General features: G+C 57.4%; 15 protein-coding genes. 7 read left to right on the top strand and 8 right to left on the bottom strand.

The window, feature by feature from the left end; translation table 11 throughout:
* The gene (locus tag E4662_RS13985) at positions 1–966 is read right to left on the bottom strand and encodes an ABC transporter substrate-binding protein (RefSeq protein WP_136442217.1); all 966 of its coding nucleotides are present in this window, start codon (positions 964–966) and stop codon (positions 1–3) included.
* Positions 967–1,214: 248 nt separating this feature from the next.
* Here E4662_RS13985 and E4662_RS13980 point away from each other — a divergent pair, with 248 nt between their 5' ends.
* A complete protein-coding gene (locus E4662_RS13980; RefSeq protein ID WP_240705199.1) occupies positions 1,215–2,120 on the top strand; it encodes a LysR family transcriptional regulator in 906 nt (301 codons plus the stop codon).
* Positions 2,121–2,244: 124 nt separating this feature from the next.
* Here E4662_RS13980 and E4662_RS13975 read toward each other — a convergent pair whose 3' ends face one another.
* From E4662_RS13975 to cuyA, 3 genes are read right to left on the bottom strand one after another with little or no spacing between them, the layout of a single operon-like run.
* A complete protein-coding gene (locus E4662_RS13975; RefSeq protein WP_136442215.1) occupies positions 2,245–2,592 on the bottom strand; it encodes a RidA family protein in 348 nt (115 codons plus the stop codon).
* Between the two features lie 21 nt (positions 2,593–2,613).
* Positions 2,614–3,318: a cysteate racemase gene (gene cuyB / locus E4662_RS13970; protein ID WP_136442214.1), complete on the bottom strand. Its 705-nt coding sequence runs from the start codon at positions 3,316–3,318 to the stop codon at positions 2,614–2,616.
* A gap of 3 nt (positions 3,319–3,321) precedes the next feature.
* Complete coding sequence (gene cuyA / locus E4662_RS13965; protein ID WP_136442213.1) at positions 3,322–4,335, bottom strand: D-cysteate sulfo-lyase; 1,014 nt, start codon at positions 4,333–4,335, stop codon at positions 3,322–3,324.
* Positions 4,336–4,457: 122 nt separating this feature from the next.
* On the opposite strand from cuyA, the gene E4662_RS13960 reads away from it, so the two are divergent.
* From E4662_RS13960 to E4662_RS13950, 3 genes are all read left to right on the top strand, one after another.
* Entirely contained in the window at positions 4,458–5,360 is a 903-nt protein-coding gene (locus E4662_RS13960; protein WP_136442212.1) for a LysR family transcriptional regulator, read from the top strand.
* 229 nt (positions 5,361–5,589) lie between these two features.
* On the top strand, positions 5,590–5,958 hold the full coding sequence (locus tag E4662_RS13955; protein ID WP_240705198.1) for a GIY-YIG nuclease family protein: 369 nt from the start codon (positions 5,590–5,592) through the stop codon (positions 5,956–5,958).
* Positions 5,959–6,195: 237 nt separating this feature from the next.
* Positions 6,196–7,599 (top strand): hypothetical protein, encoded by a 1,404-nt coding sequence (locus tag E4662_RS13950; protein WP_136442211.1) that lies wholly within the window; start codon positions 6,196–6,198, stop codon positions 7,597–7,599.
* A gap of 629 nt (positions 7,600–8,228) precedes the next feature.
* On the opposite strand, the gene E4662_RS13945 is transcribed toward E4662_RS13950, so the two are convergent.
* From E4662_RS13945 to E4662_RS13930, 4 genes are read right to left on the bottom strand one after another with little or no spacing between them, the layout of a single operon-like run.
* On the bottom strand, positions 8,229–9,128 hold the full coding sequence (locus E4662_RS13945; protein WP_136442210.1) for a LysR family transcriptional regulator: 900 nt from the start codon (positions 9,126–9,128) through the stop codon (positions 8,229–8,231).
* Positions 9,129–9,136: 8 nt separating this feature from the next.
* Entirely contained in the window at positions 9,137–9,742 is a 606-nt protein-coding gene (gene leuD, locus E4662_RS13940) for a 3-isopropylmalate dehydratase small subunit (RefSeq protein WP_136442209.1), read from the bottom strand.
* Positions 9,742–11,136 carry a 3-isopropylmalate dehydratase large subunit gene (gene leuC / locus E4662_RS13935; protein WP_136442208.1) on the bottom strand — a complete coding sequence of 465 codons (1,395 nt, stop codon included), beginning with the start codon at positions 11,134–11,136 and terminating at the stop codon, positions 9,742–9,744. The genes leuD and leuC overlap by 1 nt, the downstream gene beginning before the upstream one ends.
* On the bottom strand, positions 11,133–12,041 hold the full coding sequence (locus E4662_RS13930; RefSeq protein WP_136442207.1) for an alpha/beta fold hydrolase: 909 nt from the start codon (positions 12,039–12,041) through the stop codon (positions 11,133–11,135). Before E4662_RS13930 ends, leuC begins: the two co-directional genes overlap by 4 nt.
* 181 nt (positions 12,042–12,222) lie before the next feature.
* Between E4662_RS13930 and E4662_RS13925 the strand changes: the two genes are divergently transcribed.
* From E4662_RS13925 to E4662_RS13915, 3 genes are all read left to right on the top strand, one after another.
* Complete coding sequence (locus tag E4662_RS13925; RefSeq protein ID WP_136442206.1) at positions 12,223–13,224, top strand: DctP family TRAP transporter solute-binding subunit; 1,002 nt, start codon at positions 12,223–12,225, stop codon at positions 13,222–13,224.
* A gap of 70 nt (positions 13,225–13,294) precedes the next feature.
* Positions 13,295–13,960, top strand: coding sequence for a TRAP transporter small permease (locus tag E4662_RS13920; RefSeq protein WP_136442205.1), 666 nt, complete (start codon positions 13,295–13,297; stop codon positions 13,958–13,960).
* Positions 13,960–15,378, top strand: coding sequence for a TRAP transporter large permease (locus tag E4662_RS13915; protein WP_136442204.1), 1,419 nt, complete (start codon positions 13,960–13,962; stop codon positions 15,376–15,378). Before E4662_RS13920 ends, E4662_RS13915 begins: the two co-directional genes overlap by 1 nt.
* Positions 15,379–15,470: the final 92 nt, after the last annotated feature.

The following is a 15,470-nucleotide window of genomic DNA, read 5'->3' as shown; positions in this document are numbered from 1 at the left end:
TTACAGGCCCAGCCAGGCGTCAACGCGGTCGGGGTTGGCTTCTACCCATTCACGGGCAACTTCTGCCGGATCCCGGCCTTTGCCGCTGATTTCGTAAGCGAAACCCGAAACGTCGTCGGCTGTCAGCGCGAAGTTGGCAAAGAATTCCGCAATCGCAGGAGAGCGACCTTCAAGCGAGTTCGACCATGCAATCTGCACGTTCTTCAGCGCGTCCTTGGTGGCAACTCTGGATTGGTTGTACCAATCGGGGTCATCCGACGGCTGCACCATCACGTAATTGGCCGGATCGAAAGTCGGCTCGGTCAACATTTTGACGTCGAACATGTACCAAACCGCGTGCGGTTTATAGCAGTAGAACGCATAGCCTTCGCCCTTGGCGATGCTGTCCTTGATGCGTGCGGTCTTGACGCTTTCCTCGGCGCGGATCGGATCGATGAAATCCAAAAGGCCATAGTCGCGGGTCTTGACCTCGTTCACGTTGGCCGAGGCCCAGCCCGGCGCGCCGATCCACATTTCACCCTTGCCATTGCCATCACTGTCCATCGCCGCGGCGACGTCCGGGCGACCCAGATCGGCGATATCGGTAATGTTCATCTTGTTGCCGAAATCCTGGCTGACGCAGAATCCCTGGTTACCTTCATAAGGGTTGGACGACAGAGTCACGGTGCCGGCACCGTCAACGTATTTCTTGGTAAAGCTCTCCTGGTTGGGCAGCCAGACATCGGGGTGCACGTCGATGTCACCCTTGCCCTGGTCCATCGCCTGGAAAATCGTGGCGTTGTTGCCCGGCACATATTCAACCTTACCACCGATGCGCATTTCGACCACGGCACCCAGAAGGTGGGCGATGGCTTGTGCGCCGGTCCAGGACGGCACGCCGATCTTGACCTCTTCAGCCGCGAGCGCGGGCATCGCAAAGACGCTGACCGCGGCTGCCAGGCCGAGTGTTTTCAGTTTGGTTCTCATGGGTAGTCTCCTCTGTTGAGATGCGTCGTATTCCGACGTCGGTCTGTTGTTCATTCAGTTATCCATGAATCGCGCCAGTGGCGGGGAGGCCATCATACGCGCCAGGATCCTGGACAGAGGTCCGGCACAGTGCCGGTCCGCCGATTCCTGTCTGAAAGTCTAGATCAAAGGGATTCCCGCGGGCCAATTCGAACATTTCATCAAACTATTCCATTTGTGCATAGTTTTAACTACGCTCGCCACGACCAATGGACAGGTGGGGTTACCCGGTGGATTTGAATTGGCTCCGTGATTTTGAATGCCTTGCCCGGACCCTGAACTTTACCAGGGCTTCAGACGAGCGGAACATTACGCAATCGGCTTTCAGCCGTAGGATCAAGGCCTTGGAAAACTGGGTTGGATTGCCCTTGGTCAATCGCGCCACTTATCCGGTGCAGCTGACCGACGCCGGAAAACAGTTTCTGCCGGTGGCATTGGCGGCAATTTCCCAACTGTCCGAGACCCGCCAATCGCTGCGCGATGCGGATCGTGGCGACAGCCGGTTCATCCGGTTTTCGGTGCTGCACACCATTTCCGTCAATTATCTCGCAGCGCGAATAGAAGAACTGCAACTGCAAATCCCGGAACTACGTACGCGGGTGGTGTCTGATTCCCTCAGCACCTGCTGCGAACTACTGGTCGAAGGGGCCGTTGACGTTATGCTATGTTATTATCACCACTCGGTTTCGCCAATGATCGACGAGGCAGCGTTTGAGCGAAAGGACCTGCTGGCAGACCGGCTGATCCCCGTCGCCGCCACCGGACCTACCCGAGCCAACGGATGGAACCTTGGCAAGTCAGAAGGCCCGCCGATTCCGCATCTGGCATATGAGCGGTCATCGTTCCTGGGTATGGTGGTCGAGAACACCATCGAGCGGCACATGCTGAATGCCGAGACAATCTATGTCGATGGATTGGTCGAAACGATCAAGCGACGGCTGTTGAAAGGCAGCGGATTTGCTTGGATGCCCGAAACCGCGATTTCGGCCGAACTTGCCAATGGGGTGCTGGTGCCGGTTGGAGACGACAGCTGGAGTACCACATTGACGATCTCTGCCCTGTCAAACCCCGAGGCCTTTGATACGACCGCACGCAAGCTGTGGGATCTGCTGTAACAGATCGGTTTTTGCGTGCTGATGCTTTGGCGTTTTCGAACATTTTGAATCGGAAATACCTGCCATGTCGTCGGCATTCTCGGGACATTTCCGATGGCCCAATTCAGGTTGGTTCAAAAACGCTCTAGCGGGCGGCGGTGATGATGATCTCGACCTTGAGTTCGGGCCGCGCCAACGCGGCCTCGCCGCAGGCTCGGGCGGGTTCGGTTCCGGGCACAACCCAGTTGTCCCAAACCGCGTTCATTTCAGCAAAATCCTCCATCGAGGCCAGCCAGATCGTTGCCTGCAGGATCTTGGTCTTGTCCGAGCCTGCCTCGGCCAGAAGACCCTCGATCTTGGCAAGGGTTTCGCGGGTCTGATCTGCGACGCTGGACTCCGCGTTGCCAACCTGTCCGCAGAGATAGATGGTGTCACCGTGGATCACGATCCGGCTCATCCGGCCGGTGCTGTGCAAGCGTTCAATCTGGGTCATGGGATGTCCTTTTAAGGTAATCTAGTCGCGATCCGACTGTGTTTTTGCGATAATCGCCTGCACCAGCAAATCGACCGTATCAACGGCATTGGCACCCTGTGCCACGCTGTCGGCAATCAGTGAAAACTCGGAACAGGCAACAAATTGCAGGCCGGCCCCGGCAGCGGCAACCTCTTGCGAGGCCGCCAGAAGCGTGTCACGCGCCATGTCGCACCGGCCTTCTATCTTGATCGCGCGGATCGCGGCCAGCATGGGGGCGTCCTTGGCGGGCCAGGTGACCAAAAGCCCCCGCGCCGACAGCGCCTTTTCGAAAAGCTGCGTGCGCCGCACTGCGGGCGAGGCCAGCATGCCGACACATCCCCCCGGCCCGAGTGCTCTGGCCGCGTGATCCGCCGCCAATTCGACCATGTTCAAAAGCGGGATATCGACCGCCTCGGCGATTGCGCCAGCGTAGTGATGCGCGGTGTTGCATGGCATTGCCAGCGCCACGGCACCAGCCGTCTCAAGACGCCGCGCCATATCGGCAAGCGTCGGCCCCGGATCCGTGCCCGTCCCCTCGATCAGGTGCGCGATCCGTGATGGTACCTGCGTATTCATGTCGATCAGCAAAGGGATATGGTCGCTGTCATCGCGCGCCGGTACTGCCTCCAGCAGCTTGCGCTGGAGCAGGATGGTGGCCTCCGGCCCCATCCCGCCAAGAATGCCAATTGGGCGCTGTAGGCTCATGAGTTAGAGGTTCACCCAGCGGTTCGCATTGTCAAAGGCAAAATCGTAACCGCCCAGGGCCGCCGCGCCACCGGTGTGCAGGAACACCACGCGCTGATCCTTGAACTCGCCCTTGCGCGCGAGGTCGATCAACCCCGCTGCGCCCTTGGCCGAATAGCACGGATCCAGAAGGATGCCTTCCAGCTCGGCAAACATCCGGATCGCCTCGATCCCGCTTTCGGTTGGCAGCCCATAACCTTCACCAACGTAATCGGTGTTGGCCATCACGTCCTCGCGCTTGACCACACCGGCGCAGCCCAGCTTTTCGGCGGTTTTGCAGGCAAGATCGTAAACCATCTGTTCCTGCTTGGGTTGCGGTGCCCGCGTGCCGATGCCCAGAACCGGAACCAGAGAATTCATCGCGCACATGCCTGTGACCAATCCCGCCTGCGTACCCGACGACCCGGTAGCATGAACCAGCCGGTCGATCCGCAAACCGCGGTCATTGGCCTGGGACAGAAGCTCAAAGGCTGCGTTTACGTAGCCAAGCGCCCCGGTCGGGTTCGAGCCGCCACCGGGGATAACGTAGACGTTGCGCCCTTCGGCGCGCTTTTTCTCAGCGGCCTTTTCCATCTCTTCCACCATATTGTGGCCGCCCGGGAATTTCTCGGTCGTGGCGCCATGCAGGTGATCCAGAAGAACATTGCCATTGTGGTTGTAGTTTCCATCCTGATATCCGGTCCGGTCTTCAAGCAGGATATGGCAATCTAATCCCAGCTTGGCGGCGAAGGCGGCGGTCTGGCGACCATGATTGGTCTGGGTTGCCCCTTGCGTCATCACCATGTCGGCACCCTGCGCCTCGGCTTCGGCCATCAGGAACTCCAGCTTGCGGGTCTTGTTGCCGCCGGTCGACATGCCAGTGCAGTCGTCGCGTTTGATCCAGATTTCGCAGCCAAGCTCCTTGGACAGCCGCTTCATCGGCTCCAAAGGTGTCGGCAGGTGGGCGAGGTGCAGGCGAGGAAAACGAGCAAGATGCATAAGAGGACTCCTAATTGCGATTTTCTTCAATTTACCTCCGGAAAAAGGCCTTTCCTAATGCGAAATTGGACGCATAAGTTGCGTAATTTGCATATTACTGCGACTTGCCCTATGTCACCCCCATGCGACTTGAGTGGATCGATGACATTTTGGCTGTGCTCGACGGTGGCTCGCTTGCGCGCGCGGCCGAGAGGCGATTGCTCACCCAGTCCGCCTTTACCCGGCGAGTGCGTCTGATCGAGGACAATGTCGGTGTCACCTTGTTTGATCGTCGCCGCAAACCGGTCACCCTTATGTCCGGGATCGAGGCGTTGGAACCTGATTTCCGCGACCTCAGCGCCCGTCTGCACAAGCTGCGCCATCAAATGCAGACCGCCGGTGAAAAGGCCGCGAGATCAGTGGCGTTTGTCTGTCAACACGCATTGACGACCACCGTGTCCCCTCAGGTGGTGCGCGCCTTGTCACCGGAAGGCGAGGCCACGGTTCGGGTGCGTTCGGGCAATCAGGACGAATGCCTGATGCACCTGATCTCGAAAGAGGTCGAATTCGCGATCATGTATGCGCTTCCCGATGACGCCCCCCTCGAACCCGGGAATGCGTTCGAGTCGGTGGACCTTGGAGCCGACATTCTGGTCCCGGTTTCCACCCCGGGCATCCGCGCGAAAGCCTCCGATCCGGTGCTTCCAGTCATCGGCTATCCGTCCGAGGTGTTTCTGGGCCAGGTCTTTGCCCAACGCGTCAACCCGCAATTGCCGACAGGCACAGCGATCACGACCATTGCGGAAACGGCCCTGACCCTAGCCATGGTGCAATTGGCGTTGACTGGTATCGGTATCGCCTGGCTCCCCCAGTCCCTGGTTGGTGACCACCTGACGCAAGGCAACCTGGTGCGGCTCGACAGCATACTGCCCAAGCAGCCCCTGATCGTCCGCATGGTTCGGCTCGCCGACCCCCGGACAGAGCACGCTGAACGGGTATGGCAACATCTTACCCAACATCCGCTACTCCAAACTGTGGGCGATTGACCAACGGGCGAGGAGAAAAATCTCGCTTGGCATGATGAACTTCAGTCCGACGGAAAAACCGGAAAAGCACTTTGATCAACAAAAAACGGAGGGTGTTCTTTTGGTAAGCCCTACGAGCTTGAATGTCGGATTTGTATCGGATTGCGCTAGTTCGTGCACAACGCAGAAACTGTTCGTCTGGGCTCAAAGCCGGCCTCGGAGGCCATGCAGAATTGTGTGATATGTTGCCGTGGTCAACGTCGGGCTGTCGTTGTGGGAGGGCATGGCGGATCGGAGGATCAGTCATGGAAACACCAATGCGTCAGTGCCGTTTTTGTTCGATACACATGCGATGATTTACTCCGAAGAGGCACCTGCACTTGAAGCGGCCTTGCACACTGAGTTTGCCGACCAACGGATTAACGCAACAAATATGCGTAAGGAGCTCTTTCGAGTGACCCTAGCCGAGGTCGAAGAAGCAGTGCAGCGTTTGGCCCCTGACGCGGATTTTCATACCGATATTGAGGCTCAGGAGTTTTATGAGACTTTGGCGAAGGGAAAGGAACTTGCCGAACGTCTCGCTGAGAATGATGCAAGAGAACTGCCTAAGGAGATTTAGTTTTCAGACTCAGCCAAATCTGCCATCGGCCCATTGCTGCCGTTTATCGTAGTGTAGCTCGCTGAGGTGCCGTTTCCCCGACGCAGACGCGCTGATCGCGCAGCATCGGCAACAGTGTGCCCCAAGCCTTGTTCACCCATGTCCTCCGACGCATTACAGATCATTTGGTCAACAAGGTTGAGGAACTGCTACGCCGGAACTATCAAGGGTGCAGAGCGCGCTTATGGAGTAGCCGCAATGAGCACTGATGAGTTTGAGCGACGCGCAACTCAAAAACTGATTGAAGCCGTTGCGGATAGCGTTGTCCATGAGGGTGTCGGCAGTCTTGTCAGTGGCCCCATTCTGGATGCGTTTGGATGGAGCGAAGCGGACAAACAGGCTGAGTATTTCAATGCAATCATGGATCGGCTGCATGTCATTCAAGGCCAAATCTCAGATGTTCAGGACAGCATCCACAAGGTGCAAACTGCGATCAAGGGCGTGGAGTACGCCATCGCTGACGAGGAAACACAGAGCATTCTGCGCAGTTTCCGGAACCCCGCTAGCAAAATAGATGAAAAATTCGCTACCTATGCTGAGGCGCTCTCGGGATTGGTGTCCGGAGATCAGGATCTCATCGATGAGGCGGCAAGAGAACTGTCGAACCCTGAGGGCGCTTTAAACCCTCATGAGATCAGCGAGCTTCTTGCGGAAGTTCAGGACATCTTTTTGCCCGAGCATAGCGGAATGACAGGGTTGCTTGAGGTTCAGGCCAAAGTCATTGAGGCCGCGATTGTTTCTGGTGCCCAACCCGACCCCATCGAATGGTTCGGCTTTGATCCAAAATTTGAGGCCCCGGAATTCCAGATGCGAGGCGGTCTTTGGAGCGGGGAATCGATCTATATCAAGGCAAAAGACATTGGGGAGCAGATCCTTGGCGGCCAGATCGCCGAAACATTCCGCTGGGTTTTGGGCACTCAGCTCAAGGGGCTGATCCTTTTGGCAACGGCTTGGAAGGGAAGCATTCACGAACCGCGCGTCACTGCGCATGCCAAACGTTTGACTGTTGCTGTTTTCAAGATTGAAGCGTTTCTGAATTCAGCCAATCCGGTGATCGACAAGAGTGTTTCTATCGCGCTGAAAACCAACGGGAAACCAATGGGCCCGCCCTATACAAAAGGCGGCTATCCTTGGCTAAAATGGCCACACACAAAGATCGAGTGCCCCTTTGGAGGCAATGACATCATTTGGAAGTCTTTACCCTATGACACACCCGATGGTGACCCAAACCCGAAGGGCACCCCGTATATTTTGGTCATGATTCAGTCGCCATGGGCGCCTTGGCCGTCGGGATATTGCCGTATCTCCGAAGTAGAGAAATGCCAGCTAGATACAAAACATTTTTCATTGAGCTACAAGACTCCTTCCCCAGATGAACCGAAATACAACGCTCGCATTGAGTCCTATGATCGCCCATTGCCGGGCAAGCTTCATTTTATCGTCGAACTCGCCCATCGTGCCCGTCATCCAGTACTAACCGAGGCAGACATGCAGGCGCGGTTGGACTCGATCGATAAAAAGCGTCGCGACCAAGGTGAACCCGGTCTCAGTCCCGAGGTTCGCGATGCATTGCTGCACGGCATGAAAGACCACAACGGCTGACTTTGAATAGGGCGTGCACTTTAACGCGAAGACCAGCATCCGCATTTCATAATTCGTGATGGGAAATGACTCGGCCTGCGCCATTTGTTTGCCGTGCAGATATGGGCTGACAATCAAGCTATGATTGTCACGTCAGTGAACGAAATGTGCATACACTCAAGAGTTTTTTGTCGATCAATGATTGGCGGTTTGCCTGCAGCGACGTCGGAAACTTGATTGAGAAGTTGGACCCTGACCGCCACCAATTTCTTCCGAAAAATTGATCTGCAGACGAAGATGGAGACAGCACGCTCACGGCCCACACTGGCCATTACCATTGAATGGAATGTCTGCTGTTCTTGGCGTGGGCCATGATGGCTGCGATCGCAGCGAATCCACACGTCCCGCCCTAGATCACCGTGCGAAGCCCAAAACTTAGAAAACGAGGCCGAACCTGCCTTGATCTGCCTGCGGTCGTCTGGCCAACGGCGTCAGATGTGATTTCGCCGCAGACGCGCTGCCGCGCCGCCGCAAGGCGGCTTGGAGCTCATATTACCAAGGCTGCAAATGCAGAGTGTTGCCAAGGCGGGACTTGCTCTGCTGTTGACGCGGTCCAAGGGAAATTTCAGGTTCACCAAGCGCATGACGGCTCAAAACCGTGATATCTGTTCACTGGCCTGCTTCACAGCATCGATAAAGGCCTGCACTTCCCTGGCATTTCCCTTGGTTCGATAAGAAATATAGAGGTCAATTCTTTGAACGCTTTCCCGGTAAGGAACAAACTTCAGCCCTTTGGGCGATAATGTTTGGACCCAGGCCGGTATCAGGGCAATGCCTATGCCGTGCGCGACCAGCTGCAACATCGTCGATTTGTCAATGACTTCACAGACAATATCCGGCTGCAGACCGCGTTTGCGAAAGCTGCTCCACAACATCTCGTGAAGGATCGGCCGCGAGCGTTTGGGAAATCCGATGAGAGGGAAATCCTTGATATCCTCGACGGAAACCGCGTCTTTCTCCGACAAGGGGTTGCCATCCGGCACAACAACCACCGCTGATTGGCTGGACAGATATTCGGACGACAGAAATTCGTCGTCAGGTGGATTGCGCACAAAAGCAATATCTGTCCGGTGATTGATTAGTTCCTGGGTGTGATAATCAGAGGATGATATCTCGAGCAATTCGATATGCACGTTCGGATGGTGCTTGCGAAACGCGATCAAGGCGGGCGGAAACAGCAGGGAAAGCGCCTCGTCGACACCGCTGACCCGCAACGCCTTCAGCCCACTGTCCGCCACATGGCGCACATGCGAGACCGATTTGTCGATATCGGCGAGGATGCGTTGCGCATCCTTGAGAAATTCCGAGCCGGCCTGTGTCAGACTCACCTGCCGGGTGGTTCGGAAAAACAGGGGAAATCCGAGTTCGTGTTCGAGCGAAGAGATCCGTTCGGAAAGCGCCGGTTGGCTTAAACCAAGGCGCTCTCCGGCCTTGCGAAAGTGGAGTTCCTCGGCAACCGCCACAAAGCATTGAAGTTGTCTCAGCTCCATCCCCGCACCTATTGGATAACGCTGACCCGCATCTTCTCGGTCAGAGTGCGTTCATGGGCGCGTATGGACTCGGCAAGCTTGAGGGAATCCAAGGTGTCGTCCCGCCCTTCCAGAAGCGCCCCCCGTGTCGCGTCATCCATGTCGAAGGAATGGGTCTGGGTCCCGACTGAAATCTGACGATTGGTGATGTCGATGCTGCACGCCCCGGCGTTCGGATCGCGCGCGATCTGTATCAATGCGTCCCGCACCTCGGGGCTGACAATCGGCAGCGCCAACCCGTTCTTGCGGGCGTTGTCATAGAAGATCCCGGCAAATCCGGTTCCGATGACACCCTTGATGCCCAGCTGCATCAAGCCCCAAACCGCGTGTTCACGGCTGGACCCGCACCCGAAATTGTCACCGACAACAAGGATGGACGCCTCCGTCCAGGGTGCCTGGTTCAGAACGAAGTCCGGACGTTTGTTGTTGTCTTCGTCAAACCGCAAATCGGCGAGGGTTCCATCCGCCAGCCCCTCGCGGGTGATGGTGATCAGGAACCGTTTCGGCATGATGACATCGGTATCGACATTGGGCTGCGGGAAGGCCGCCATCAATCCTGTGACCTGATCCGGCATTACTCGGCTCCTTCGGTTTGAAATTCGCGCACATCGGCCAGATGGCCCTTTACCGCGGCCGCAGCCACCATGGCCGGACTCATCAAATGGGTTCGTGCGCCGCGCCCCTGTCGGCCTTCGAAATTGCGGTTGGTTGAAGAGGCGATGCGTTCGCCATCCATCGCGATGTCATCGTTCATGGCGAGGCACATCGAGCAGCCGCTTTCCGGACGCCAGTCAAAACCCGCGTCAATAAAGACCTTGTCGATACCTTCCCGTTCCGCCTGCAGGCGCGTGAAGGTCGAGCCGGGAACGACAATGGCGGTCACGCCAGTTGCCACTTTCTGGCCTTTCAGAACCGCCGCCGCAGCGCGCAGATCTTCGATACGGCTGTTGGTGCAGGACCCGATAAAGGCGCTGTCGATGGCAATATCCTGAACAGGCTGCCCAGCCGAAAGCCCCATGTAATCCAGCGCGCGTTCAAGCGCGGCCTTGGACTTTGGCGTCGCCGTGTCTGCCGCCGTCGGGACAAGCCCGTCAATCGGAACGGACTGGTCCGGGCTGGTGCCCCAGCTCACGAGCGGCGCAATGTCTTCTGCCGCGATGTCAAAAGTCTGATCATGCACCGCGCCGTCGTCGGAGCGCCATTCTGTCCCGCCAAAGTCGATGCTTGCGCTATGCGCGTGGCCCTTGATCTTTTCCAGCGTCTTTTCGTCGGCGGCAATCAGCGCTGCCCGAGCGCCCAGCTCAACCGCCATGTTGCAGATGGTCATGCGGCCCGACATATCCTGATCGCGAATGGCGGAACCCGCGAACTCGACGGCATAGCCATTTGCGCCGCCCGCACCGACGACCTGCACCACTTTCATGATGATGTCTTTGGCAGTCACCCCGGGTGCCAACGCCCCGTCGACAGTCACCAACATGGTTTTCAGGCGTTTGTAACGCAGGGTCTGGGTCGCTAGCACGTGTTCCACCTCTGACGTGCCGATCCCGAACCCAAGCGCGCCATAGGCCCCATAGGTCGTGGTGTGGCTGTCGCCACATGCAATCAACATGCCCGGCGCAACCAGCCCCTGTTCAGGAACAACAACATGCTCAATGCCCTGTCGCGGATCGCCAAGCCCGTAGAACGCGATGTTGTGCTTTTTGCAGTTGTTCTCGAGGTTGTCGATCAGCAGTTTCGATGCATCATCATGCGGGTCGCGCTGGCGGGTGGCGTTCACGTGGTCGACGACGGACAGATGCGCTTCGGGCCGCCAGACCTTCAAACCCTTGTGGTCCAACCCGGAAAACGCCTGCGGGCTGGTGTATTCATTCATGATGTGAAAATCGACATAGACCAGCATATCGCCGTCGGGCAAGTCGCACACTTTGTGCGCATCCACCAGCTTGTCGTAGAGTGTTCGTGTCATTCCGCTGCATCCTTGGTTTTTGTCTGGCTCTGGAAAAAGGCGCGCATGCGCTGCGCGATTTCCTCGGGTATTTCCTCGGCCATGTAATGCGTGGCATCGACCGCTTCGCCGCGTACATCGGCGGCCCGGTCCTGCCAGAGTGAAAGCGCGTCAAAACAGCTTTCGATCACACCGCGCCGGGCCCAAAGGACCAGCAAAGGCTGTTGCAATTTCAAGCCATTGTCGTCGTTGTCATGGTCAATATCGATCGTTGCGGCAGCCCGGTAATCCTCACATGTGGCGTGGATCGCTTCGGGGGAGCCAAAGCACGAAAGGTATTCCTCCAGCGCCGCATCGGTAAAAGGGTTTTCGCCCCGGGCCTGGTTGAAGCATTTCGCCTTCCAGAAGCCGGACGGGTCGTTGCCGATGATCTGCTCGGGCATCGGGTGCTTCTGAATCAGAAAATACCAGTGCCAATACGTGGTTGCGAATTTCGAGCCGGCGTTTTCATACATCTCCCGCGTGGGGGCAATGTCCAGCAGGGTCATCGCCAGAACCCTGTCCGGGTGATCAAGCCCCATGCGATGCGCGACACGCGCGCCCCGGTCATGAGCGCCGACATAAAAGGTCTGGTGTCCCAGCTGCTCCGCCACAGCCACCATGTCCTTGGCCATTTCACGCTTGGAATAGGGTATGTGCAGCGGATCGGAGGCCGGTTTCGAAGAGCGGCCATAGCCGCGCAAATCCGGACAGATGACATGGAACCGATCCGTCAGGAGCGGCGCAACGGCATGCCACATCGCCGAAGTCTGCGGATAGCCATGCAGCAGCAAAAGCGCAGGCTTGGACCCGCCGTCGCGACTGTGCCGCACGAAAATCTGTTGCGCGCCGACGTCCAGTGTCAGACTTTCAAAATTTTCGAACATGAAGCGCTGTCCTTTGCGAAGCGGAACCCGTTCCATAGTGATAGCAGATTTGTCCCGGCCAATCTTTCGGTTGTAGTGATCAATACTGCCGAAGAGTGACCAGCAAAAATCTCTGTATCGTCTCATCGAGGCCGAGTCTGACGAATGGCTTTCGGCTGCGACCCAATGGGAGGATACGAGAATGAAGCTTACGAAACTTACCGCTTTGACAGTGGCAATGACGCTCACCGCAGGCGCTGCATTTGCGGCCTGCGACCCCGGTGAAACGGTCATCAAGTTCAGTCACGTCACCAACACGGACAAGCACCCGAAGGGCATTGCTGCATCCTTGTTGGAACAGCGCATCAACGACGAGATGGACGGCAAAGCCTGCATGGAGGTTTTCCCGAACTCGACACTGTATAACGACGACAAGGTTCTCGAAGCGCTTTTGCAAGGCGACGTGCACCTGGCCGCGCCGTCTTTGTCCAAGTTCGAGAAATTCACCAAGAAATTCCGCATCTTCGACCTGCCGTTCCTGTTCAAGAACATCGACGCCGTGGACGCGTTTCAGGCATCGGGCGCCGGTCAGGACCTGCTGGACAGCATGCAGCGCCGCGGGTTGCAGGGCTTGGGGTATTGGCACAACGGCATGAAACAGATGTCGGCCAATGTGTCCCTGATCACCCCTGCGGATGCACAAGGGTTGAAGTTCCGCGTCATGTCTTCGGATGTGCTGGTGGCGCAGATGGAAGCGATTGGCGGCACCCCGCAAAAGATGGCCTTCTCGGAAGTGTACGGCGCGCTTCAGCAAGGGGTTGTGGACGGTCAGGAAAACGTCTGGTCCAACATCTATGGCAAGAAGTTCTTTGAGGTGCAGGACGGGGTCACCGAAACCAACCACGGCATCATCGACTATCTTGTGGTTGCGTCCTCTGACTGGCTGGACAGCCTGGACGCGGACGTCCGCAACCAGTTCCTGACGATCCTGAACGAAGTCACCGAGACGCGGAACGCGGAATCCTACGCGGTCAATCAGAAGAACCGCCAGGCGATCCTCGATGCAGGCGGTGTCATCCGCACCCTGACCGAAGAAGAACGCGAAGCCTGGGTCACGGCGATGCAGCCCGTTTGGGACCAGTTCTCGGACGACATTGGACAGGACGCAATCGACGCAGCCGTTCGGATCAACGCCGGCTTCTGATGCGGCCTCCGGTTGGGCGCGGTCAGTGCCCAACCCCCATTCGTGATCTCATTCAGGGAGGATCAGACCCATGACAACGCAGGCGTCCTTTGTGGACCAAATCGAAGAAAAACTGATCGCGGTGATCCTCGGGCTGATGACAGCCTTGACCTTCGCGAACGTAGTGGCCCGCTACATGTTCAACTCCAACATACTTTGGGCTCTTGAAATGACAGTTTTCCTGTTCGCCTGGCTGGTGCTGCTGGGTGCAGCATACGCCGTCAAGAAAGGGGCCCATCTGGGGGTGGACCTGATCGTGAACATGCTTGACCGCGGTCCGCGCAAAATCATGGCGCTTGCCGCAGCCGCAGTGTGCCTCGGCTTTGCATTTCTCATGATGAAAGGGTCGTGGGATTACTGGGCGAACTTTGCCAACCTGCCCGCCACCGAAGGCCGCTGGTTTCCGCTGGGCTTCGAAGAGAAGTTTCGCGCAAAGGGCTGGTACGAAACCAATGACATCCCCATGCCCGGCGTTTTGGCCTGGATGAAAGACGTCTTTAACGAGGGCGAGTCCTACGAAAAGATCCCGCGCTTTCTCCCTTATTTCGTCCTTCCCCTGTCCGGCGCGCTGATCCTTGTGCGCTTTGCACAGTCCATTTTTGCCATTCTCAACGGCACGATGGACCGCCTTGTGGCCAGCCATGAGGTCGAAGAAGAGCTCGCCGAGCTTGAAGCCCAGAATGCGGAGGCAAAATAATGGAAGTTGTTCTTCTCTTTGCAATGGTCATCGGTTTTTTGCTGATCGGTGTTCCAATTGCCGTGTCACTCGGCATGTCGTCGGTTCTGTTCCTTCTGTGGTTCTCTGACAGCTCGCTGGCTTCTGTTGCGCAGACGCTTTTCGCGGCTTTCGAGGGGCATTTTACCTTGCTCGCAATCCCGTTCTTCATCCTCGCGTCGTCCTTCATGACGACCGGCGGTGTGGCGCGGCGGATCATCCGGTTTTCGATTGCCTGCGTCGGTCATTTCCCCGGCGGTCTGGCCATTGCGGGCGTGTTTGCCTGTATGCTCTTTGCCGCCCTGTCCGGGTCGAGCCCGGCCACCGTGGTCGCCATCGGGACCATCGTGATCGCGGGCATGCGCCAGGTCGGCTATTCCAAGGAATTCGCCGCCGGTGTGATTTGCAACGCGGGCACGCTGGGCATCCTGATCCCGCCATCCATCGTGATGGTGGTCTATGCGGCCTCGGTCGAGGTTTCCGTCGGCCGAATGTTCCTTGCGGGCGTCATTCCGGGTCTGTTGGCCGGTTTCATGCTGATGGTGACGATCTATGTCATCGCCAAGGTGAAAAACCTGCCGAAAGGGGAATGGCAAGGCTGGAGCGAAGTGTTCGCCGCAGGCCGCGAAGCCGGTTGGGGCCTGTTCCTGATCGTCATTATTCTGGGCGGCATCTACGGTGGTATCTTTACGCCAACCGAAGCGGCGGCTGTTGCGGCGGTCTATGCCTTCTTCATAGCGACCTTCATCTACAAGGACATGGGCCCGCTGGCTGCGCCACGCGCAAAAAGCCTGTCATCCGCGGCGATGGTTGAAAATGCGCTACTGGGCGATCCGACACCGCTGCGCCAGAAGCCATGGACGCTGATCACGGCGATTGTTCACCCGGACACGCAGAAGACTCTGTTTGATGCAGGCAAACTGACCGTAACCTTGCTGTTCGTGATCGCGAACGCCTTGATCCTCAAGCATGTTCTGACGGACGAGCAAATCCCGCAGCAGGTGGCCAATGCCATGTTGTCAGCGGGTTTCGGTCCGGTGATGTTCCTGATCGTGGTCAACATCATCCTGCTGATCGGCGGTCAGTTTATGGAACCCTCGGGGCTGTTGGTCATCGTGGCGCCGCTGGTGTTCCCGATTGCCATCGAACTGGGGATCGACCCGATCCACCTTGGCATCATCATGGTGGTCAACATGGAGATCGGCATGATCACGCCGCCGGTTGGTCTGAACCTCTTCGTCACCTCGGGTGTGGCCGGTATGCCCATGATGAGCGTGGTGCGTGCGGCCCTTCCATTCCTTGCGGTGCTGTTCGTCTTTCTGATCGTGGTCACCTATGTGCCATTCCTGTCAACGTTCCTGCCAAATACGTTCATGGGACCTGAAATCATCACGCAATAGCGCGATAAAACGCCGGCCTTCTTGGCCCGCGTTGTTCGTCTGGTATGCTCCGGAGCACACCCAAACTGACCGGGTCCTGCCCCCAAGCCCTG

Source organism: Pacificoceanicola onchidii, from assembly GCF_004804335.1.
Lineage (GTDB): Bacteria > Pseudomonadota > Alphaproteobacteria > Rhodobacterales > Rhodobacteraceae > Pacificoceanicola > Pacificoceanicola onchidii.
Note: the sequence above shows the minus strand (reverse complement) of the source record. Positions and strands in the feature narration are given on the sequence as shown.